The 21,884-nt window shown below is 36.9% G+C and carries 19 protein-coding genes; 13 read left to right on the top strand and 6 right to left on the bottom strand.

The features are described 5' to 3' along the window. The first annotated feature begins 284 nt into the window (after nt 1–284). Nucleotides 285–1,691 carry an MFS transporter gene (locus tag AC4G3K_RS14790; protein ID WP_491077792.1) on the top strand — a complete coding sequence of 469 codons (1,407 nt, stop codon included), beginning with the start codon at nt 285–287 and terminating at the stop codon, nt 1,689–1,691. Between the two features lie 121 nt (nt 1,692–1,812). Then, nucleotides 1,813–2,508: a GntR family transcriptional regulator gene (locus tag AC4G3K_RS14795; RefSeq protein WP_491077793.1), complete on the top strand. Its 696-nt coding sequence runs from the start codon at nt 1,813–1,815 to the stop codon at nt 2,506–2,508. A 121-nt stretch (nt 2,509–2,629) separates the two neighbouring features. On the opposite strand, the gene AC4G3K_RS14800 is transcribed toward AC4G3K_RS14795, so the two are convergent. Beyond that, nucleotides 2,630–3,484 (bottom strand): DegV family protein, encoded by an 855-nt coding sequence (locus tag AC4G3K_RS14800; protein ID WP_491077794.1) that lies wholly within the window; start codon nt 3,482–3,484, stop codon nt 2,630–2,632. 149 nt (nt 3,485–3,633) lie between these two features. Between AC4G3K_RS14800 and AC4G3K_RS14805 the strand changes: the two genes are divergently transcribed. Next, the gene (locus AC4G3K_RS14805; RefSeq protein ID WP_491077795.1) at nt 3,634–4,197 is read left to right on the top strand and encodes a TetR/AcrR family transcriptional regulator; all 564 of its coding nucleotides are present in this window, start codon (nt 3,634–3,636) and stop codon (nt 4,195–4,197) included. A gap of 266 nt (nt 4,198–4,463) precedes the next feature. Here the strand turns inward: AC4G3K_RS14805 and AC4G3K_RS14810 are convergent, their stop codons facing one another. Next, nucleotides 4,464–4,802, bottom strand: a complete 339-nt coding sequence (locus AC4G3K_RS14810; RefSeq protein WP_491077796.1) for a hypothetical protein — start codon at nt 4,800–4,802, stop codon at nt 4,464–4,466. A gap of 656 nt (nt 4,803–5,458) precedes the next feature. Between AC4G3K_RS14810 and mqo the strand changes: the two genes are divergently transcribed. Further along, nucleotides 5,459–6,958 carry a malate dehydrogenase (quinone) gene (gene mqo, locus AC4G3K_RS14815; RefSeq protein WP_491133796.1) on the top strand — a complete coding sequence of 500 codons (1,500 nt, stop codon included), beginning with the start codon at nt 5,459–5,461 and terminating at the stop codon, nt 6,956–6,958. A gap of 111 nt (nt 6,959–7,069) precedes the next feature. Here mqo and AC4G3K_RS14820 read toward each other — a convergent pair whose 3' ends face one another. Then, a complete protein-coding gene (locus AC4G3K_RS14820; RefSeq protein WP_491133797.1) occupies nt 7,070–8,170 on the bottom strand; it encodes an SH3 domain-containing protein in 1,101 nt (366 codons plus the stop codon). Nucleotides 8,171–8,484: 314 nt separating this feature from the next. On the opposite strand from AC4G3K_RS14820, the gene AC4G3K_RS14825 reads away from it, so the two are divergent. From AC4G3K_RS14825 to AC4G3K_RS14840, 4 genes are all read left to right on the top strand, one after another. After that, a complete protein-coding gene (locus tag AC4G3K_RS14825) occupies nt 8,485–9,270 on the top strand; it encodes an SDR family oxidoreductase (RefSeq protein WP_491077799.1) in 786 nt (261 codons plus the stop codon). Between the two features lie 394 nt (nt 9,271–9,664). Continuing rightward, nucleotides 9,665–10,426 (top strand): SDR family oxidoreductase, encoded by a 762-nt coding sequence (locus tag AC4G3K_RS14830; protein WP_491077800.1) that lies wholly within the window; start codon nt 9,665–9,667, stop codon nt 10,424–10,426. A gap of 282 nt (nt 10,427–10,708) precedes the next feature. Beyond that, nucleotides 10,709–12,673, top strand: a complete 1,965-nt coding sequence (locus AC4G3K_RS14835; protein WP_491077801.1) for an ABC transporter ATP-binding protein/permease — start codon at nt 10,709–10,711, stop codon at nt 12,671–12,673. A 9-nt stretch (nt 12,674–12,682) separates the two neighbouring features. After that, nucleotides 12,683–13,297 (top strand): TetR/AcrR family transcriptional regulator, encoded by a 615-nt coding sequence (locus AC4G3K_RS14840; protein WP_491077802.1) that lies wholly within the window; start codon nt 12,683–12,685, stop codon nt 13,295–13,297. Between the two features lie 200 nt (nt 13,298–13,497). Here AC4G3K_RS14840 and AC4G3K_RS14845 read toward each other — a convergent pair whose 3' ends face one another. From AC4G3K_RS14845 to AC4G3K_RS14855, 3 genes are all read right to left on the bottom strand, one after another. Next, nucleotides 13,498–14,679, bottom strand: coding sequence for an NAD(P)/FAD-dependent oxidoreductase (locus AC4G3K_RS14845; RefSeq protein ID WP_491077803.1), 1,182 nt, complete (start codon nt 14,677–14,679; stop codon nt 13,498–13,500). Nucleotides 14,680–14,767: 88 nt separating this feature from the next. Further along, nucleotides 14,768–15,184 (bottom strand): DUF1641 domain-containing protein, encoded by a 417-nt coding sequence (locus tag AC4G3K_RS14850; RefSeq protein ID WP_491133798.1) that lies wholly within the window; start codon nt 15,182–15,184, stop codon nt 14,768–14,770. Nucleotides 15,185–15,575: 391 nt separating this feature from the next. Further along, nucleotides 15,576–17,207 (bottom strand): Na/Pi cotransporter family protein, encoded by a 1,632-nt coding sequence (locus AC4G3K_RS14855; RefSeq protein ID WP_491077805.1) that lies wholly within the window; start codon nt 17,205–17,207, stop codon nt 15,576–15,578. 358 nt (nt 17,208–17,565) lie between these two features. Between AC4G3K_RS14855 and AC4G3K_RS14860 the strand changes: the two genes are divergently transcribed. The 5 genes from AC4G3K_RS14860 (at nt 17,566) to ybaK (ending at nt 21,799) form a co-directional block, all read left to right on the top strand. After that, nucleotides 17,566–17,796, top strand: a complete 231-nt coding sequence (locus tag AC4G3K_RS14860) for an excisionase family DNA-binding protein (protein WP_491077806.1) — start codon at nt 17,566–17,568, stop codon at nt 17,794–17,796. Between the two features lie 313 nt (nt 17,797–18,109). Next, the gene (locus AC4G3K_RS14865; protein ID WP_491077807.1) at nt 18,110–19,108 is read left to right on the top strand and encodes a Gfo/Idh/MocA family protein; all 999 of its coding nucleotides are present in this window, start codon (nt 18,110–18,112) and stop codon (nt 19,106–19,108) included. A gap of 183 nt (nt 19,109–19,291) precedes the next feature. Then, nucleotides 19,292–19,588: a phasin family protein gene (locus AC4G3K_RS14870; protein ID WP_491077969.1), complete on the top strand. Its 297-nt coding sequence runs from the start codon at nt 19,292–19,294 to the stop codon at nt 19,586–19,588. Nucleotides 19,589–19,628: 40 nt separating this feature from the next. Beyond that, a complete protein-coding gene (locus AC4G3K_RS14875) occupies nt 19,629–21,305 on the top strand; it encodes an ABC1 kinase family protein (RefSeq protein WP_491077808.1) in 1,677 nt (558 codons plus the stop codon). Nucleotides 21,306–21,319: 14 nt separating this feature from the next. Next, nucleotides 21,320–21,799: a Cys-tRNA(Pro) deacylase gene (gene ybaK, locus AC4G3K_RS14880; RefSeq protein WP_491077809.1), complete on the top strand. Its 480-nt coding sequence runs from the start codon at nt 21,320–21,322 to the stop codon at nt 21,797–21,799. Nucleotides 21,800–21,884: the final 85 nt, after the last annotated feature.

The raw sequence follows: 21,884 nt of genomic DNA on the forward strand, positions 1-21,884 counted from the left end.
CATGCTAGTATACTAGTGTGAATGGTGATGGAACCTGTTTTATTGGTTATTAATTTGTGAAGTATTGAGCAACTTTATGTGAAGTGTTGAACAATATTAAAATTTATTTTTAGTATGTATGCAAGTTAGAACTGATATTAAGGACTAGAAATACTTCTATAAGAAACATAAATTAAGCTCAACTGATTTTGGAGTAATATTGAGAACGCTTGCAAATTAGTGTCCAAGTGGATGAATCAAGATCCATTACATTTAAAAATAGTTAAGTACTGGAGGAGAAGTAAATGGGTGAACCACAAATGAAAACGATTACTGAAGCAAAAGAATCTTCAGTAGCACATCGTCCTTTTGGTATGAGAGACAAAATTGGTTATTTGATGGGTGATTTTGGAAATGATTTCTTCTTTCTTTTAGTAAGTGCTTATTTAATGGTCTTCTACACAGATATATTCCATATCAGTGCAGCTACTGTTGGGGTATTATTCATGGTGGCACGTCTGTGGGATGCCGTTGCGGATGTAACATGGGGTCGTTTTATTGACACAAGGCCAGCAACTAAAAACGGAAAATTTAAACCTTGGATTTTTAGAATGTCTTTCCCTCTTGTTTTATCAGGCGTCTTAATGTTTGTAACCATTCCTGGAATGAGCGATGGCTTTTACATGGCATGGGCATTTGTTACTTACATTGTTTGGGGAACATTATACAGTACAGTAAATATTCCGTATGGATCAATGGCATCTGTTATTACAGATAACCCGGATGAACGTACAACCTTATCCACTTGGAGAACAGCTGGTGCAATGTCAGCAAGTTTAATCATTAACGCAGTTGCTCCATTAATCGTGTTCGTAGATAATCAAATCGATGCGAACCGTATGTTTATGGCGGCATGTATTTTCGGGGTTCTTTCAATCTGTTGCTATATGGCATGCTATAAACTTTCAACTGAACGTATTACGGCATCAGAAGGAACAAAAGAAACAGGTAACATGAAAGCTACGGTTAAAGGATTAGTGAAAAACAAACCATTAATTTGGATTTTGACAGCATCATTATTACTAATGATGAACACAATGCTTATGGGTGCAGTCAACGTATATCTGTTCAAAGACTATTTCACAAATGCAGCTGCCTTAAGTCTTATGGGAGTTGTTCAGACAGCTGGTACATTCGTAGTAATGCCATTTGTTAAACCGCTTGTTGCAAAGTTCGGTAAGAAAGAAATATCATCTGTAGGTATGTTAGTGGCAACTGTTGTATATTTAGTCTTATTCTACATGAAAGATTTAAGTGCTATGCAGTACATCGCTATTGCAACACTTGGTATGATAGGATTAGCTTTCTTTAATGTTGTAGTTTGGGCATTCGTAACAGACGTTATTGATTACCATGAATTATTGACTGGTTTACGCGAAGATGGAACTGTATACTCTATCTATTCGTTCGCACGTAAAGTTGGCCAAGCAATTGCCGGTGGAATTGGTGGTTTTGCCATTGGCCTTGTGGGATACAATGCAGCAAATAGTGTGCAAACACAAGGCGCTCTTGATGGTATTCACATGTTAGCAACATTAGTGCCTGCCATTGTTTTTGCGATAATTTTTGTTATACTAGTTTTCTTATATCCACTTAATAAGAAACGTACAGACGAAATGGTTGTTGAATTGAATGCAAGAAGAAAACAATAACCTCTATAGATAAATGGAAATAAAAAGAAGATAGCTGATGATTCATTAGTTATCTTCTTTACTTATGAATTGATAACAAGTTTGTTAAGTTAAGCTCTAATTTTTTGAGGAGGGTCCGCTTATGTTAGTTGTGACACCGAGAGCAGTTGGAGAAAATACGAAAGAGTATTCTTATCGCCTGGTTAAAAACGCTATTATGTCATTGCAACTGCAACCGGGCCAATCCATTAGAGAAGCAGATTTAGCTGCTTCTTTGCAAATTTCTAGAACACCGATTAGAGAAGTATTGGGGAAATTGAAAGAAGAGCACCTGGTGGATGTCTTTCCGCAAATAGGTACATATGTATCTAAGATTAATTATCAATTAATTGAGGAAGCAGCTTTCATGCGCTTTACGTTAGAAAAGGAAATTTTGAAATTATCTTGTCGGACGTTTTCAATGAAGAGTTTAAGAGAGTTGAAAAGAATAGTAGCTCAACAAGAAGAGCTTATTTTTGAAAAAGAAGATGTACAAGAGTTTCATCAATTGGATAAACAATTCCACTTTTTAATTTTTAGAGAGAATAAGAAGGAGCATATATGGGAGGCGATTATGCGTCTAAGTACACATTATAATCGTATGAGATTACTTTCTGAAATCAACAATAGCTTTGGTGACGCGATTAAACAACATCAAGATATTATCCAATTAATAGAAAATCAAGAGATGGAATATGCTTCGCAGATTGCCTATCAACATATAATAGAACCGAAAAGAAAGTGGAAGCAATTTTTAGAGGAAGGTAACCCGTATTTGCATTATTTCGAGGTGGAGTAAAAAGTATCCAACGTATAAGGATACTTTTTTTGTTTATAGCAAAATCTATTCATACAAACCCTCTTAGATTGGGAAGTACTATAAAAGAAAGAACAGAAGGGAGATATCCTTCTATTCTCGTTTATTGTTTTATATAAGCAAGTCCTAGACACCCTGGACCGGTATGGCTGCCAATGGATGGACCGATTTCGGTGATGAATACTTGCGCGAAGGATTGTTCTAATTCAAGATCAGCTTTTAAGGATAATGCATGATCAAGATTATTAGAGTGTAAAATACAAATCATTTCTCTCTCAACATTTGAAGCTAGGAATCTCTCTTTGATTTGCTTGGTTGCACCGGATGTTTTGCGGGCTTTGCAGACAGATTCAATGACTCCATTATCTGTAACAGATAGGATTGGTTTGATTCCGATTAGTCCACCAATTTTTGCGATAGCAGGATTAAGTCTGCCCCCTCTTGCTAGGTATTGTAAGTCATTCACGTAAAATTCCACGTGGAAGGATTGTTTGTTTTCTTCTAGGTATTCGACAATCTGATCGTAGGAATACTTCTCATCTCTCATCATGCAAGCTTTGACCACTAACATTCCCATAGCCATAGAACCAGTTAAGGAATCGATTACGGTGATACGACTTTCCGGATATGAATCTAGTAATTCCAGACTTGCCAATCTAATATTATTAAACGTGCAACTTAATGCACTGGAAAGAGTTACACAAATGATATCGTTCCCTTTTTCCAATTCTTCTTTTAATACTTGAATTGCGGCGGATGGAGAGCTGGCACTTGTCTTGGCAACCTCGCCGTTTGCTAATCTTTTATAAAACTCCCCAAGTTCCATCTTACGTTCGGAACCGTACTCTACTTGATCCTCGAACTGAAAATGAAGAGGAATTAATTTTATTCCATATTTTTCGATTACCTCTGTAGGGATATCGCAACTTCCATCGGTAATAATTGATATATTCTTCATGAAAACCTCCAAGTTATTAAACACTATGTTGTATAAAATTTGTTATCATTGTATAATGATGGCCCGGAAGCATCAATCATCAATTTTAATCAGAATGAAAGTTATTAAACAGAATGGAAAGATTTGTTTAAGAATAGGAGTCAGAATGGATGGAAGATCGCAGAATAAGATATACCAAGAAAGTAATAAAAGATACATTTATCGAATTGTTAGAGAAGAAACCAATCAATATAATTACCGTAACCGAGCTATGTAAACAGTCTGAAATCAATCGGGCTACCTTTTATCGATATTATGAGGATGTATATGATTTGATGGAGAAGCTAAAGAGTCAGTATGTCGATGAACTGAAGGCAGCTATCTCTATTTCGAAGGATGACTATACGATTTCCGGATTTACAAGTGAAATTCTCGAGGTCATTCTAAGCAATAAAGAACTAAGCAGAGTTCTCTTTAGTTTGAAGAACGGGAAAGATTTTTTGGATGATGTCTTAGACATTGCCCATCAGAAATGTATAGAAAAATGGGATCGTTACGGGAAGAATGTGCCCCAAGCACAGGTTGGATATATATCCACATTTATTTCTGCAGGGACGATAGGCATACTGAATGAGTGGATTCAGAATGATTTCAAGGAATCTCCCTCTGAGATTGCAAATCTAATTGAAAATATCAGTCAATACGGTATCTCTAAAATCATTTATGGAGAGTAAGGCTAGATTGTTACAACTAGAAAAAAACAGATTTCCAGGACAGACTTAAGAAATACAAGGCTCTGTAGCTTTAATGAAAGAGATTCATTCAACCCTTAAACCATGAAATGAATTTTGGTAAAAGGGTTTTTTTGTTGTCCTTCATTTTAAAAATTTATAAGCAAATCTGTTCCTGATATAAATAAAACTAATGTCGGTATGGAAATTGTTTCTATAAACGGATAGATAATAAAAATAAGAGGTGGATAGTCCCGCCTCTTTCTTGTCTATTTATTTGGAATTTCTGATAAATCCCCATATTCCATGCCATTTAAGATATATGATTCGAATACGACCTTTTCATTCTTCCGATCATAATAATAGTAATAGTGACCCTCATCTCCTTTTAATTCAACTGCTACCATCCAATTCATGTCACCAGAGAGATTAGCTATAAAAGGTTCAAGTTCCAGAATAGTAGATTCTGAATAGCCTTTTTCAATTAAGAGGTATTCTTTCACTTCTTTCTTTGTTGTGTAGTACTTTACTTGAACATATCCCACTATACTGATTACTAAAATAAATATAGAAAGAACAATAGTGATAATCACTTTTTTTGTGGACATCTTGCCCCCCTGTTCTGATTAAATAATGTTCTTTTATCCTTATTTTACCATAAAGTTATTATATTCGCAGTTAGATTATGTCCTTTGCAGTGTAGCAGTAAAATGAGGAGAATCATTTGTTTCGCAACCAGGGGAGTGAAAAGGGGCATTGGCGTACAAACCCGGATGGATCCATTTTAAATAATTTTGGTGCGAATAAATAAGGGATCCGTTGTTTTATTTATATGTAATGTTAGGACTCTGTTCATTATGTTCAGGGTCCATTTCGTGGTTTTTTAACTAAATGAATATGAAGTCCATGTCCACCAATCGAAAAGTTCCCTAATTTAGGGAACTTTTCGATTGGAGAATTTTTCATCTTAAATTAAGATGTCCTTGTTTATCGTCAATTCAAAAGTATTAGTTAACAGTTTGATAAAAGGCTTTATTATTATTTGTTCTAATACGTGATGAAAAACATCCATCTTTTTTAAAATCATCAAATAGTTTATAATTATCTGTGAATAGTAGATATTTTAGTGGATGAATCATTATAATAAAAAGTGATATGGTAAATTTTGAGATGAAAGGGTTTCCTGGATAGAGCCTTTCTTTTTGTTGCATCTAACAGGGGATGTGTCTTATTTTTACAATTTTGGGGATAAGGGATGGTTATAATGAGCAACATGCAGAGGAAAACAGACGTTATCTTAATTGGTGCCGGTATTATGAGTGCTACATTAGGGTCAATACTTAAAGAGTTAGCACCTGAATGGGAGATCAAAGTATTCGAAAAGCTTGCAAGTGCAGGGGAAGAAAGCTCTAATGAATGGAATAATGCAGGGACGGGTCATTCTGCACTGTGTGAACTTAACTATACATCCGAAAAAGCTGACGGATCTATAGATATTGCCAAGGCTATTACGATTAATGAACAGTTTCAGCAATCAAAGCAGTTTTGGTCCTATCTGATTAACAACAATTTGATTCGCAATCCACAGGACTTTATCATGCCAATCCCTCATATGAGCTTAGTACAGGGAGAAGATAATATAACTTTCTTGAAAAAACGTTTTAAAGCGCTTTCTAAAAATCCTTTGTTTGAGGGAATGGAATTTTCGGAAAATCCTGATAAATTAAGAGAATGGGTTCCGCTTATCATGGAAGGGCGTACATTAGAAGAACCGGTTGCTGCCACAAAAATAGATTCTGGAACCGATGTTAATTTTGGGGCGTTGACACGGATGTTGTTTGAACATTTGCAGAGCAACAATGTGGAGGTCAACTATAAGCACAGTGTAGAGGATATTAAGCGTACCTCTGAAGATTTGTGGCAAGTGAAAGTGCATGATATGGAAAATGGTAAACTAGAATACCATACGGCACACTTTGTCTTTATCGGTGGTGGAGGTGGAAGTCTGCCTTTACTTCAAAAAACCGGTATTCCGGAGTCCAAACATATTGGTGGGTTTCCTGTGAGCGGGTTATTTATGGTATGCAACAATCCGGAGATCGTAGAGAAACATCATGCAAAAGTGTACGGAAAGGCCAAGGTGGGTGCTCCTCCAATGTCTGTTCCGCATCTGGATACACGTTATATCGACGATAAGAAAACTTTGCTGTTCGGTCCATTTGCCGGCTTTTCGCCTAAGTTTTTAAAAACGGGTTCCAATTTCGATTTATTAGGGTCTGTTAAACCGAATAATATGATCACAATGCTGGCAGCTGGCGTCAAAGAGATGGCTTTGACAAAATACCTGATTCAGCAGGTCATTTTATCAGATGAAAAGCGTATGGAAGAATTACGAGAGTTTATTCCAAATGCCAATATCGAAGATTGGGATACAGTAGTAGCAGGCCAACGTGTGCAAGTGATTAAAGATACGGAAGAAGGTAAAGGGACACTTCAGTTTGGTACGGAGGTTGTTAGTGCCGCAGATGGATCAATTGCTGCATTGCTCGGTGCCTCACCAGGAGCTTCTACTGCCGTTCACGTTATGCTTAAGGTATTAGATAAATGTTTCCCGCAATACAAAACTGAGTGGGGACCGAAAATAAAAGAAATGATTCCTTCTTATGGAGTGTCATTGATGGAAAATCCAGACCTGTACAAGGAAATTAATAAATCAACCACTGAAGCCCTTGGGCTGTGTACTAAAGAAATGGTTTGCTATTAATCATATTTTAAAGATAGGATATCTAGCCATACTGGTAGATGCTCTGTTTAATCCATTTGAATTAAAGCTGTTAAAACAACCCTGCATTGACTACTAATGCAGGGTTTAATATTAATAGTTATTTAACTCATTAATCGGAGTTTGAATAATGACGGGATTCTTTTTTGGATCCAACCATTTCAGAATTTTTTTCACGTTTTCTTCAGAAGTGGCGGTGCAGCCTAAAGTATAACTGTTGCCAATGTGGAAGAAGATTGCGCTTCCCTTATAAGGAGTTCGCTTTGTATTGTAGTTGATGACAAAACCATATGAGTATGCTGATATATTCATGTTTTCTGCGCTTTTCCATTGTCCCTTGGTTTTCTTTTTTGACTGCCAAGTGTTATATAGCTTTGATTTCGGATCATCAACCCATACGTCATCCGCTGTGATTTTACGATAATTCAGCTTTGTTCCGGGATTCGCTTTACGACCGAAAGCTGTACCGATTGTATACTTTCCAATCGGAGACTTTTTGCCGCCTTCTGTCATATCCTTTTCCTTCGAAAATCCATATTTCCCAATATACCCTTTGGTTGTTAATACAGGTACCCATTTTCCTTTAGAGTTCCTCTCGAATGTGCGGATTTCTGCGTTCGAAGAATTGTATCCATTTGAAGTAACGAGAATGAGTTGCTTATTGCTTCCGACTGTTTTTAAGCCTTCAGCCAGATTTTTAGGAGTTGCTGGCTTTGTGGACGTTAAATAGCTACTTGAAGCCCAACCAGTTTTGCTTCCAACGATTACTTTGCTCCAGGAACCTTTCGTTTGAGTCACTTTGACTGCACTGTTCTTTTTGACGGTTGTAATGACTTTGTATTTCGTCCCGGCACCACTGCGAATATTTAACGTATTGGCTGTGACGTACATCGTTTTCGCAGCGACTTTTTCAGCTGGTTTCTGGGTAGTTAAATAGGTACTGGATACCCAACCGGCTTTGCTCCCAAGGATTATTTTTTCCCAAGAACCGTTCTTTTGAGTCACTTTTACCGAAGTGTTCTTTTTGACCGTTGCGATGACTTTGTATGTAGTTGCTGGACCACTACGTACATTGAGTGTACTAGCTGTTACATATTTGGTTTTAGAGGATGCAGCTTGAACATCTTTTTCCATAGGAAAACTTGAAACTATGACGAATAATGCAAATAAGATGGCTAAACACTTTCTGAACATGTCTCCATTTCTCCTTTAAATGAATTTAATCTCTCTATTTTATTTCACATAAACAGAGATTCGAAAATCGCCCAACCTACTCATTTGCTTGTTTTAGATTCTGCTATCGCAGAACATGAATAGGTCTATTGCTCAATGAAATGGGGTTTTATTAAAAAGGTATTTCGCTTCTCTTTTCCAATTATACCAAATTTCTAGTTAACATTGTTCTCATCATTTTGTTTTCATACAATCAGCCAGGTGGCCTGGAATGTTTATACCAATATCCGTTGGGAAGAAGAAAAGGGAGGAAGAAAAATGAGGAGGAATAACAAATGTCTAAAAGTATATTTATAACGGGTGCAGGAAGTGGACTGGGGAAAGGTACGGCTATCGGCTTGGCGAAGAAAGGTCATCACATCATAGCTACTACTGAGACGACATCCCAGAAAACAGCGCTTATGCGGGAAACGAAAGACCTGGATGTGAATATGGAGGTTATTAAACTCGATATTACCAATCCAATTGATCTTCAGGAAATTGAAAAATATGATTTTGATATATTTGTAGCGAATGCCGCAATTAATGAAGGGGGACCACTTGGTGAAATACCAATAGAACGATTCCGTGCTATCTTTGAAGTGAACGTATTTGCTACGCTTGAATCAGCTCAAATTGCTGCAAGAAAACTGGTTGAAAAGGGGAAAGGGAAAATTATTTTCTTAAGTTCTATGGCCGGCATTATGACAACACCGTATGCGGGTCCATATGCTGCGACCAAGCATGCTATTGAAGCGATTGCGTTGACATTAAAGGATGAATTAAAAGAGTTTGGCGTACAGGTGGCGACCATAAATCCAGGTTCATTCGATACGGGATTCAATGATCGGGCAGTAGAGGAAAAATGGAAATGGTTTAATGAGGAAGAACACTTTACCCGTGAAGAAGATATGAAAGCAATGGAAGAGGGATTGAAAAATCAAATGGACCCAGAGGATATGATTGAAAAAATGATAGAAATAATCCCTTCAGAACACCATAAATTCCGTACTGTTTATCCGGAGCAAACTGAAAAACAGATGAAGGAAGCTGAACAGAAAAAATGGACCTTGGATATTTAATTCAGTAAAATCATGAACACCATTCCATTCATTTTTTCTCTATCATTACTTTTTGTACTCATTTGTCCAACTTTTGATCTAGTAGATTAATGTTTTTATTTTGTTAAAGTTAAAAATAAGTTAAACTATTCATGAAGAGGTATTTTTCGATAAATTCACTTTCTTTTATGGAATGAAAAAACGTGAAAACTACTAAGTGTGATTAGGTTACGGGTGACATATTGGTGATAACTGCAATGTTTATGGCGACGGCTATGTTTGAAATAATATTGCTGCGGGCAATGTTTTTCCCGCTTCAATATCAGAGGGCTAGAAGTTGTCTAAAGGTTATCATTGTATAAATATCAGCAGTTTTATATTAAAGAGCCAACAATTTTAAGAGGAGGTATTTATAATGAAATTAGAGGGAAAAGTAGCGGTTGTAACAGGTGCGGCATCTGGAATGGGGAAAGCGATTGCAGAGGTTTACGCAAAAGAAGGGGCTAAAGTCTTAGTGACTGATATGAACCTTGAGGGTGCTGAAAAAGTAGCTGAAGGTATTACAAATAACGGCGGTACAGCGAAAGCGCTTCAAGTGAACGTTACGAATCTTGAAGATATCGAAGGAATGATTAATACAGCTGTTAAGGAATTTGGAACACTGGATATTCTTGTTAATAATGCAGGTATTATGGATGGATTTGAGCCTGTTGGGGATATAGAAGATGAAAGATGGGATTTAATTTTTGATGTGAATACAAAGGGTGTTATGCGTTCCATGCGTAAAGCTATACCATTATTCCTTGAAAAAGGCCAAGGTATTATTATTAATATCGCTTCTACTGGTGGATTAAACGGTGCTCATGCCGGTGCAGCCTATGGAGCTTCCAAACATGCGGTGGTTGGACTTACTAAAAACACTGCCTTCATGTATGCGAAAGAAGGTATTCGCTGTAATGCCATCGCACCAGGTGCGGTTGAAACCAATATTTCTGCATCTATGAAAAATATAAATGAGTTTGGTATGGGACGTGCTAGATTAGCACAAGCTGCGATTCCTAGTGTAGGACAGCCAGAAGAAATCGCAAATGCTGCGCTATTCCTTGCTTCTGAAGATTCCAGCTTTGTAAACGGTACAGTTCTAGTAGTTGATGGTGGTTGGACTTCAGCATTCTAATAAATAAAAACAAATGATAATCGTCAGGCAGCTTATTTCTCTAATTTAGAGGGATAAGCTGCTTTTTATTTTCATCAAGGGTATATATTTTTTAAAATAATAAAATTTAAACAGAAATCATTTTAAATCAAGTATATTTTATTAATTAATATTATTTTAATATAATTTATTGACGAGTGACAGGTTGTCACTTATATTGGATTTACTTGATAAATTATCTTATAAATGATCAGACTAATTATATCAAGAAGATTAACAAGTAGAGGGTGTCCTAAAACTTATATGAAAGTACTTGAATTGCATCATGTGAACAAAAAATACCCAATAGCAGATGGTCAATTCTTCCTTGCTCTTAAAGATGTTAATGTTTCCTTTGAGAAGGGGGAATTGGTTTCGATTATCGGTGAATCAGGAAGTGGGAAATCCACTTTAATGAATCTGATCGGCGGACTGGATTCAGATTTTACCGGTTCTGTTCAGTTTGAAGGGAAGAATATTGGTGATTTTAATGAAAAAGAAATGGATGAATACCGAAAAAATAAAATCGGATTTATCTTTCAAAGCTTTAATCTGATTCCACATTTGTCTGTTCTCGATAATGTAACGATTGCGATGACTTTATCGAATGTCGGAAAAGAGGAACGCATTAAACGAGCGGAAGAGATTCTGACTCAGGTTGGTTTGAAGAATCATATTTATAAAAAGCCGAATCAATTATCCGGCGGTCAAAAGCAAAGGGTTGCGATTGCGCGTGCCTTAATTAATGACCCTGAAATTATTATTGCAGATGAACCAACAGGAGCACTCGATTCTGAAACAACGGAACAAGTGTTGGCTATCATCAAAGAGATTGCGATGCAAGGTAAGCTGGTTATTATGGTTACTCACTCTGAGCGAGTAGCAAACCATTCCTCTAGGGTGATTCAAATAGCGGACGGGGAAATTGTTCGTGATGACAGAGGAGAGCCTCTCGTGCAAAAAGAATCCGGGTCCAATCAAGTAGAAAAGAAGACCGGCAAAAACCTTAGCTTTGGTGCTGCGGTGAAATTAGCTTTTCTCAATATGAAAGAGAAGCTTGGCAGAAACATTTGGGTTTCATTGGGTGCGAGTATCGGGATTATGAGTGTCATCTTTTTCCTTTCAATTGGGAATGGTGTGAAGACATACATGAATGACTCTATGAACAGTATGGTAAATCCGCTTGTCGTAGAAGTAAATATGCCATCAGAGGAAGAAGAACTGCCACCATCAGTTGATGAAAATCAGGCCATGATGCTATCGATGATGGGCGAACAGACACCATTTGAGGAAAAGGATATTAATAAATTATCCAAAATCGAGCACGTCTCTTCAGTGGAAAAAGGGTTCAATCTCATTTCATTTGGTTCCAATGCGGTTAAATATGCGGACAAAAAGGTTGATTTGATGATGATTTCAACCGTCTCCTCTAATCTAACGGATACGAGTATGAAAGAAGGCTCTTTACCTGAAAAACAAGAAATTCTCCTTGCGGAAGGTACTGCTGAAAAATTAGGCGGAGATATGATTGGTAAAGATGTAAACATAACGTTGATGCTCAATGAAAAATTATTTGAAAAAACCTATACGGTTAGTGGAGTTATATCGTTAGGCAGTCAATTTGCGGCAATGGATTTGATCTATGTTAATTACAATGATCTTGTCCAACTTGCAGAGGAGAACGGCATGACGTTAGAACCGACAAGTATCTATTTAGTTGCAGATAATGAAGACTATACGGAAGATATAAAGGCTGAAATTAAGGATATGGGTTACAGTGGTTCATCCCAGGAAACCATGACAAACATGATGAATGAAATGCTGGATGTTTTGACATATGTATTAACCGGAATTTCAGGTATTTCACTATTTGTTTCAGCGATCATGATTCTGGTTGTTCTCCATATAAGTGTTGTTGAGCGTACGAAGGAAATCGGGGTACTAAAAGCCATCGGTGCAAGACGTATGGATATTAGAAGAATTTTTGTATCTGAAGCATTTCTGATTGGACTATCCAGTGGCATCATCGGTGTTCTGGCTGCTTCTTTATTAACGGTTGTGGCTAACGGCCTTTCAACCAAATTAATTGATTTTGAAATCGTACAAATGAGCCCAGCGTATATCATTTTTGGTATTGCTGCAAGTATCATTATCAGCATGCTTTCCGGACTTATGCCTGCTAATAAGGCGGCTAAATTAGATCCGGTCGACTCTTTACGCAGAGAGTAAGGGGAGTACATGCCAACCCAGACATTTGCGAACTTACCAACGGAAAAGCGAAGAAGGATAATTCAGGCTGCTAAAGAGGAATTCAGTCAATGCTCGTTCTATGATGCATCAATTAATCGAATTATTAAAGAAGCGCAAATTCCTCGGGGAAGCTTCTATCGTTATTTTGAAAATAAAGAAGACTTGTTTCTATATCTATTAAATGAGTACAAAAGCGATCTCTTTAATCGAATTAGTTGTATGATTGACAATCAGGTAGGCGATATCTTTTCGCTGCACTTCACGCTATTTGATTTTGTAATCAACAAAGCGATGGATCCCGCACATTCCAAGTTTTTGATTAATGTTTTTACAAGGACAGATATTAGATTGGCAGAACATTTAATGAGCTTTACGGATGCTCGTGAAATGGAAGAGAACCAAGAGACAATAATGAACTTGATTACTGACACTCATTTATTGAAGCTTGAAAAAAAAGAGGATTTGCTTCATGTTTTTGCGATTTTGAGAAATATAACCCTCAATCAAATTATCTTGGCGTTAACAGATCTTTCAACTGTGAAACAGAAAAGAGAGGATATGGAGCGGCAATTTCATTATATTAAATATGGTGTGCTGAAATAAACAAAGTATAAGCCTTGAACTTGTGTACTAAACAGGTTCAAGGCTTTTTATATAGACCCAATTTATAGAAAGCCAGAAGCTAACATAGACTGAAATAGCAGAGGAGTTACGAGAAGAACGAAGATTGTTGAAGTAGTATAAAGAAATGTAAAGTAAAAAAACTCCGGTCTGCTTATAAGCGGACCGGAGTTTCCAATTTATTAATCAACGATGCTGAATAATCCTTTAATGTGTGATAGATAACGTATATTACTTGCTTCTTTCATCAATGTAGCCGGTAAGCCTTTTAATGGCGTGGAATTGCCGCCAATAATCGCTACACCGTCTTTGCGTCCAAGGCTTGCTAATGTTCCTGAGTTTACTGGAGCAAATACTTCAGGAAGAGTACCCTTAATGGAAGCCGCAATATTATATCCAATTAATTCGCCCATTTGCCAAGCCATTTGTGCAGTTGGCGGGTATGGTCTTGCACCAGGAGCAGGGAAGACAACTGCACTGTCACCAGCAATATAGACATCAGGATGTGAAGTGGATTGAAGATATTCATTAACAGTTGCACGGTTACGATCTACAGCTAAACCGGACTCACCAACAACTGGAAGACCTTGTACGCCGCCAGTCCAAACAAACGTGTTCGCGATAATTTGTTGGCCATCTTTTAAATCAATCACATTACCGTTTACACCTGTGACAGGTAGTCCAGTCAAGAATTGAACACCACGGTTCTCTAAGCTTGTCATAGATCGTTCAATTAAATGATCCGGAAGCATAGGTAAAATTTTTGGACCTGCTTCTACTAGGATAAATTTAAGCTCAGAAGGATCAACCATATATTTTTTAGCTACTTTAGGAGTCGTATCTGCAATTTCACCGACTAATTCAACACCGGTTAGTCCGCCGCCGCCGATAACAATGGTTGCATCTGCTTGATTTTTAGTTTTTGCATATTCTTTAATTCTATCTTCGATATGCTTGTTAATTTTATTGGCATCCTCTGCTGATTTTAAGACCATGCTATTTTCTTCAAGACCAGGAATGCCGAAATAAGCAGTTTGGCTGCCTAATCCAACGACTAATTTATCATAGGTTAAGATTTTACCGCTTGAAAGAATTACTTTTCTTTCATCTGCTGAAATAGATTCAACTTTAGAGATGATGAGATTAATATCTTTTCCTTTAAATAAACGATCCAATGGCATAGCAATTTTACCTTCGCTAATATTGCCTGCTGCCAAACGATGCAGTTCAGTAATAATTTGATGTGTCGGATATTGGTTAACAACCGTAATAGTAGCTTCTTCAGGAGTTAAATGCTGACGTGCTGATAATGCTGAAAGAAGACCGCCATACCCTGCTCCTAAGATAACAATTTCTTTTGCCATGATAAGCTCCACCCTTGTTTGTATATTTTTTAATTAGTATTTTTTAAGAATCATATAATAAGTACTGATTTACGTTAATGGAAAAGGTTTATTTAGAACGTTCGTTGCTTACTTGAAGATAAGCACTTGCGAAACGAAGAACCTTTTGGATTTGAGGATCTTTTAGCATTTTCATTAAACCAAATACACTGATGACTTCTTTGCTTTGTTCAGCTCTTTCTTTTGCTTCCATTGCATTGACAGCTATCTGTTTGGCTGTTTTTGTAACAGGCTCTGCAAATTCCTTCGCTGTATTAGCAAAATCATTTACCAATACTTCATCAGTAGCGATGGATTGAGCAAATTCATAAGATTTGTTCATAGCAGTTACAACTTCAGTTAATTGTGGTAATTGATTTAATAGAGTAATTAATGATTCCTGAACTTCTGGTTTTGATAATTGAGTTAACAATTCTTCTTGTGAAGCAACTGGAGAAGATTGTGTCTGACATAGCAAATACCCCATTTCTGTTTGTTATAGCAAAAAATTAAATTAGTTATTTTTATATAACCATAATTTCTCTACTCTAAGCATACTCCTTGTGTATATATTCACAAAATAATTTGCTCTAAGAAAACGTTTTCAAATCAAAAAATACTATTTAACCTATATTTATAGTAATAAACCTGTTAGATTGACAGTATAATCTGATGGTTTTGATTAGACCATGTATGAATGATTGAAAATAGAAGAATATATTTTAGAGGGTAAGTTAGAAGGTATTATAATAGTGGCATAATGAATGTGTAAATACCTACTTCTGAAGTCAAATAATTATATTCAAGGATGAAGAATAATAAAAACCGAACTATTCTTTTAAAAATAGTTCGGTTTAATTTTTTGTTTCAGCTTCTTTTTATTCTTGTTCACCGATAATTGTGTCAGCGATGTTTTTCGCATGGTCGCCGATTCGTTCGAGATTACTTAAAATATCAACGTAAACGAGGCTTGCTTGTGCAGAACATGTTCCATTATTTAAACGGATGACATGCTGCTTTCTGAATTGGCGCTCCATCTTATCGATTTTACGTTCCAACTCAAGCACCTTGTATGCCCTTTGTTTATCGTTATGTTCTATGGCTGCGATTGCTTCTTTGACAGCTTCAATAGTAGTAGTGAACATTTGAGACATGCCCTCTGTGGCTTCTTCTGTGAATGTTGCTTTATTCGTTTTTTTATACTCTGCAAATTCAAGGATATTCTCGAAATGATCTCCAATTCGCTCAATATCTGTGATTGTATGCATCAGAATATTATGCTCATCAGATTCATGGGCAGACAATGAACTTGTTGAGACTTTAACAAGATAATCTGTTATTTTGTGATCCAAATTATTAAGAGCCTCTTCGATTTGATTGCCTGTATTCAATGAAGAAGTTTCATTCGTTAACAAGTAGTTATACGTTTCTTCCAATCCTTTAATCGCAAACTCACCCATTCGCAATGTTTCCTTTTTCGCCTGTCCAAGGGCAATGGAAGGGGATTGGTCGATGATTCTTTCATCTAGATGCTCAGGTTTATACTCAATCACAGTATCCTTTCCAGGAATGAGTTTAGTAACAATCCAAGCATATCCACCTATGAATGGAATCATGATCAGTGTATTCGTAATGTTGAATGTTCCGTGTGCAAAGGCGATGGTCATTTCCGGATTCAATCCAAGTGTTTGCTGGAACCAATTAATAAGAGCGGTAAACGGAACGAGCAGAATCATAAAGATGATGGTACCGAACACATTAAAAAGTATGTGTACGCAAGCTGCGCGTCTGGCTGCAATCGATGCGCCAATTGACGCAAGCAGAGCAGTAATGGTTGTTCCGATATTATCTCCGAATAGTACCGGCAAAGCACCTTGCAGGTCAATAAGCCCTTCGCCAAATAATCCCTGAAGGATCCCGATTGTCGCACTAGAGCTTTGTACGAGTAATGTAAAGACAGTTCCTACTAAAACGCCGAGTATGGAATAATCACTTAAGCTGACAGTTAAATCATGGAACCATTCGAAGGAACGAAGTGGCTTCATCCCGCTGCTCATAAGCTCTAAGCCATAGAATAATAATCCGAATCCAAATAGGATTTGACCGAAGTTGTGTAGCTTTTGGTTTTTAAAGAAGAATAACAGAAATGCACCGACAAAGATAATTGGCAATGCGTATTCACCGACATCAATACCGATAATGAAGGCTGTTACGGTTGTCCCGATATTGGCCCCCATAATGACACCAATCGCCTGGCGAAGTGTCATAAATCCGGCACTTACCAATCCGACCGTGATAACCGTTGTGCCTGAACTACTTTGTATTAAAACAGTAACCAGGATACCGACCAAAATTCCCATAATAGGGTTAGTTGTATATTTGTCCAATAAATCTCTTAGCCGATCTCCTGCAGATTTTTGGAGTCCATCTCCCATGTATTTAATACCAAACAGGAAGATACCAAGTCCGCCAAGAAACTCAAAAAGCATCTGTTGAATACTTACATCCACTATTTACACCTCATTATTATTTTGGAAAACTTTTTTCTAAGTATAATTATTATGAACCAAACGATGAAAGTAAATACTAATTACAAATGTTTAACACAAATTTACGGGACCTTTACATTCGTGTAATTTATCACTAAATTTTAAAAATAAGTTATTTTAAAATAGTTAATAATCAGGAGAATAGATTTAAGATCTTTTCAGCTTGGAATAAAACAGTAAAAATACAGATACATAATAGAAGTGGTTATCCCTATATTATCTCTAGTTTGTGCAACGTAATCCTCATCTGAATGAAGAACGTTAAAAAATATGATAGACTAAATGAAAAACTATTTTTGGGACAAGAGGTGGATGATCAGTGTATCTTTCCGTAAAAGAAACAGCAGAAAACTTATCATTGCCGGAATCCTATCTTGAAACACTAATTAAGCAAAAGAAAATCCGAGCTGTATTTGATGGAGAACAATATTTGATTAACACCGACCAATTTACTAATTATCAAGAGCAGCTGCAGGAATATAAAAAGCTATTCCAGGAATGGTTAACAGAGCCGATTCCTGAAGATTGGGATGCAAGAGATGAGGATTAATAGAAAGAGGCTGTTTTAGTCTCTTTTTTTTATTCAACGGCTCTATTTCCCTTTTATATAAGATTGATGAGCAAGGTACTACGGTATTCGGGAGGATCATCATATATATCAGCCGATGCTTTATGTACTAAACTATATTATATTTTGATATAGGCGGTTCTTTTTTTGATATGATTTATGTACAGGCAGCCCATTATAAAATTATTTTTCGTTTTAGGTACCGTATGTCAGGTAAATTGGGTAACAGTATACATACATTAGTATTTATTTTAAATGATGGTTTTTATTTTGATAGGCAAGGGAGAGGTTAGTTATGAATCTAGCGACAATTGGTACAAGTATGATTACTGAAAGGTTTATAAATGCAGTATCGGAAAGTGAAGGCCTCCATCTGAAGGCGGTTTATTCCAGAAACTTGGATAAGGCCTCCCGATTTGCCAATGAGCACGGTGTTGATCTTGTCTTTAATCAACTGGAAGAACTGGCCAAATGTGAAGAAATTGATATTGTCTATATCGCTTCTCCGAATTCATGCCATTTCGAACAAGCGATATTAATGCTCGAGAATAGAAAACATGTCATTTGTGAAAAACCATTATTTTCGAATATGGGCGAATTAAATAAGGCCTATCAAACAGCTAAAAAGAACAATATGTATCTTTTTGAAGCTATTCGAACCATTCATACACCAAACTTTAAATTACTGCAAGACAATATAAAGCGGGTGGGAAGAATTCGCAATGTAAATTTACAATATATGAAATATTCCTCGAGATATGATCAGTTCCTGGAGGGAGAAGTTCCTAATATTTTCTCAGCTGACTATTCAGGTGGAGCCTTGGTGGACCTTGGGGTTTATCCTTTATCTATGGCCATCGCTCTTTTCGGAAAACCTATTTCCACAAGCTATACTCCTGTTATGCTTGAAAGTGGAGTAGATGGAGGAGGAACACTGGTACTCCAATATGCAGAGTTTGTATGTACAATTGTATGCTCGAAAATTGTGAATTCCTATGGGTCAAATGAAATCCATGGAGAGTCGGGGAACATAATTTTTCCTGGATCAGGAACGATTCAAAAGCTTGAGTATATTAATAGAGAAACGAAAGTGTGTGAACCATTTTCCATCCCTCAAAAAGAGAATGATATGACCTACGAAATTGAAGCATTTGTCGATATAATCAAGCATGACAAACAGGCTGACTACCAACAATTGGTAGAAATAAGTAGAGACGTACTGGAAGTCACTGAGCGCTCCCGGAAAGAAAATGGAATTATATTTGGTACAGAAAAAGAAACAGACATTATGTAATGATTCATAATAGAAGACTGCCTAATGGCACTGTCTTCTTTTTTTCAACAGACAATTTTAACTATTCACAAAAAATACACAATTTATAAGTTTGTTTTAATCTGACGGAGGAAAGGTAATAAAGGAAATTACTTTGTTTACCGCATTCTATCGACCATAAATTAGAAGGAGGAGAAGTAAGTGATGATTAGAGATATCATAAATAAGACGTTCTCTATGGGAATTGGAGCAGCTGTAACCAGTAAGGAACAAATTGAAAAATTAGTGGATGAATTGGTAAAAAAAGGCGAGGTATCTCGTGCTGAATCCAAATCAATGGTTGATGAACTGGTGAAAAAGGGAGATGAAGCCCGGACAGAATTTGAACAACAAATAAACTTAAAGGTTAAGCAACGTATGGCTGAAATGGATCTTGCCACAAAAGAAGACATTAAACGGCTGGAAAATCGAATTGCTTTGTTAGAAGCGGAAAACCAATAAGGATACACGTTTATGACTGAGTAGGTTAGGGGGAAAGCAGGTGCTAAAAAAGAGGATACGTCACTTTAATCGGTATCAGGATATCATCCGCGCCATGATACATAATGGCTTCGGATCGATTGCAAAAGAACTTGGTTTATCCGATATGTTACCGTTTGGTGGGCAGTGGACTTTTGAAGGCAAGGAGGTTAAAAATCGGCCAGCTGCCGAGCGGGTTCGCGCCATTCTTGAGGAATTGGGTCCGACCTTTGTTAAGCTTGGACAGATGTTGAGCACAAGACCCGATATTGTTCCTCCTTCCGTTATTCTAGAACTGGAAAAGCTACAGGATCATGTGCCTGCCTTCTCCCCAGAAGAAGCTAAAAAGATTATCGAAAATAATCTGGAATCATCAATTAATGAACTGTTTGCCGACTTTACGGAGGAACCATTGGCTGCAGCTTCCATTGGTCAAGTGCATAAAGCTGTTCTTCATACAGGAGAACAGGTGGCTGTGAAAGTCCAACGTCCCAATATTCAGGGGAATATTGAGACAGATCTTGAAATTCTGCATAATATAGCGAGATTGGCAGAAAAACGATTTAGCTGGGCAAGAGATTATGGAATAAGTGATATAGTGGATGAATTTTCCCTATCTTTACATCAAGAACTGGATTATGGGATAGAGGGAAGGAATGCCGAAAAAGTCGCCAATCAATTTATCGGAAATGAAAAAATTAAGATACCATCTATCTATTGGGACTACTCTACTAAGCGAGTATTAACGATGGAATATGTGGAAGGTATTAAAATTAACGATATTAATATGCTCGATGAACTTGGTTTTAACAGGCGATTAATCAGCGAACGCTTTACAGATGCGATGATGAATCAAATCTTAATCACAGGCTTGTTCCATGCAGATCCTCATCCAGGAAATGTCCTGATTCAGCCAGGCGATCGGATTGTTTTTATTGATTTCGGTAATATTGGGCATCTTGATACACGGATAAAGTATGCATTTGCGACATTGATTATTGCACTAAAACGAGGTAATACGGATAGTGTCATGCGTGCACTCTTGAAACTGGGCTTCACACCTGATGATATTAATTATGATAAATTGCGATCTGACGTGGAGGAAATTATCGATAAGTATTATGGACAGCCTTTAAACACCTTAAATATGAGTGATGCAGTAAATGATTTCTTTACTTTAACCTATTTACACCATATCCGTATTCCATCTGATTTGACTATGCTGGGTAAAACCTTTCTTGCGGTTGAAGGGGTGGTAGAGACTTTAAATCCAGAGTTCAACATCATTGATGTGGTAGAACCATTTGGAGAAAAGCTGATCAAGGAGAGATTGAAGCCTAAAAACCTAACAGACTCTTTATGGAATATGGTTGTGGAATACTCGGATATCTTAAGCGAAATGCCTCGAAGCTTAAACGAATTGATAAATAAGCTAAAAGAGGGTAAATTCAATGTGCAAATAAAAGTACCGCAACTCGATATATTTCTTGGTAAAATGGATAAGGTAGGGAACCAGCTTTCTTATGCCATCATTCTGCTCTCTTTTAGTATTATTATGGCAGGTTTGATCATAGGCTCATCTTCAAGAGGCGGTCATTCTATTTTATGGCAAGTGCCTATTATAGAGATTGGTTCCATTATTGCAACTTTAATGGTACTTTATTTACTTTATTCCATTTTTAAATCGGGCCGATTTTGAGAGGAAGAGTTGAAGTGGGGAAGGTAAAGACGAATGCATTGCGGATACTGGATCAAAAAAAGATTGAATATGAAATATTACAGTACGATAATCGGGATGGAAAAATTGATGGCCTTTCCGTTGCAGAAAAGATTGGGGAGGATCTTCAACTTGTCTATAAGACACTCGTCACCATTTCGGGAAGTGGCGAAATTTATGTTTTCGTGATTCCTGTAGATTGTGAGCTGGATTTAAAAAAGGCAGCTAAAGTTTGCGGCGAAAAGAAAATTGAGATGCTCCCTATGAAAGATATTCAAAAATGGACAGGTTATATTCGAGGAGGCTGTTCTCCGGTTGGGATGAAAAAGCAGTATCGAACATACATAGATGAATCAGCTAAAAAACAGGATAAGATCATCGTCAGCGCAGGGAAAGTAGGAGTTCAAATGAAATTAAATGTACCTGCTCTCCTTAAAACTGTAAATGGTGAATGGGCTGAAGTTATACATAGGTGAAAAGGTCTTTGCAAAGGCCTTTTTTATTTTTATTAATCAGCTTTGTTAATGAAAACTATATCTAGTTTAGAAATCGGTGTTACCC

The sequence above is a fragment of the Bacillus sp. z26 genome, assembly GCF_058313635.1.

What these genes read in the sequence shown, in the direction of transcription:
- AC4G3K_RS14790 (WP_491077792.1), top strand. Translation starts at nt 285, where the DNA reads ATGGGTGAACCACAAATGAAAACGATTACTGAAGCAAAAGAATCTTCA.
- AC4G3K_RS14795 (WP_491077793.1), top strand. Translation starts at nt 1,813, where the DNA reads ATGTTAGTTGTGACACCGAGAGCAGTTGGAGAAAATACGAAAGAGTAT.
- AC4G3K_RS14800 (WP_491077794.1), bottom strand. Translation starts at nt 3,484, where the DNA reads ATGAAGAATATATCAATTATTACCGATGGAAGTTGCGATATCCCTACA.
- AC4G3K_RS14805 (WP_491077795.1), top strand. Translation starts at nt 3,634, where the DNA reads ATGGAAGATCGCAGAATAAGATATACCAAGAAAGTAATAAAAGATACA.
- AC4G3K_RS14810 (WP_491077796.1), bottom strand. Translation starts at nt 4,802, where the DNA reads ATGTCCACAAAAAAAGTGATTATCACTATTGTTCTTTCTATATTTATT.
- mqo (WP_491133796.1), top strand. Translation starts at nt 5,459, where the DNA reads ATGAGCAACATGCAGAGGAAAACAGACGTTATCTTAATTGGTGCCGGT.
- AC4G3K_RS14820 (WP_491133797.1), bottom strand. Translation starts at nt 8,170, where the DNA reads ATGTTCAGAAAGTGTTTAGCCATCTTATTTGCATTATTCGTCATAGTT.
- AC4G3K_RS14825 (WP_491077799.1), top strand. Translation starts at nt 8,485, where the DNA reads ATGTCTAAAAGTATATTTATAACGGGTGCAGGAAGTGGACTGGGGAAA.
- AC4G3K_RS14830 (WP_491077800.1), top strand. Translation starts at nt 9,665, where the DNA reads ATGAAATTAGAGGGAAAAGTAGCGGTTGTAACAGGTGCGGCATCTGGA.
- AC4G3K_RS14835 (WP_491077801.1), top strand. Translation starts at nt 10,709, where the DNA reads ATGAAAGTACTTGAATTGCATCATGTGAACAAAAAATACCCAATAGCA.
- AC4G3K_RS14840 (WP_491077802.1), top strand. Translation starts at nt 12,683, where the DNA reads ATGCCAACCCAGACATTTGCGAACTTACCAACGGAAAAGCGAAGAAGG.
- AC4G3K_RS14845 (WP_491077803.1), bottom strand. Translation starts at nt 14,679, where the DNA reads ATGGCAAAAGAAATTGTTATCTTAGGAGCAGGGTATGGCGGTCTTCTT.
- AC4G3K_RS14850 (WP_491133798.1), bottom strand. Translation starts at nt 15,184, where the DNA reads ATGGGGTATTTGCTATGTCAGACACAATCTTCTCCAGTTGCTTCACAA.
- AC4G3K_RS14865 (WP_491077807.1), top strand. Translation starts at nt 18,110, where the DNA reads ATGAATCTAGCGACAATTGGTACAAGTATGATTACTGAAAGGTTTATA.
- AC4G3K_RS14870 (WP_491077969.1), top strand. Translation starts at nt 19,292, where the DNA reads ATGATTAGAGATATCATAAATAAGACGTTCTCTATGGGAATTGGAGCA.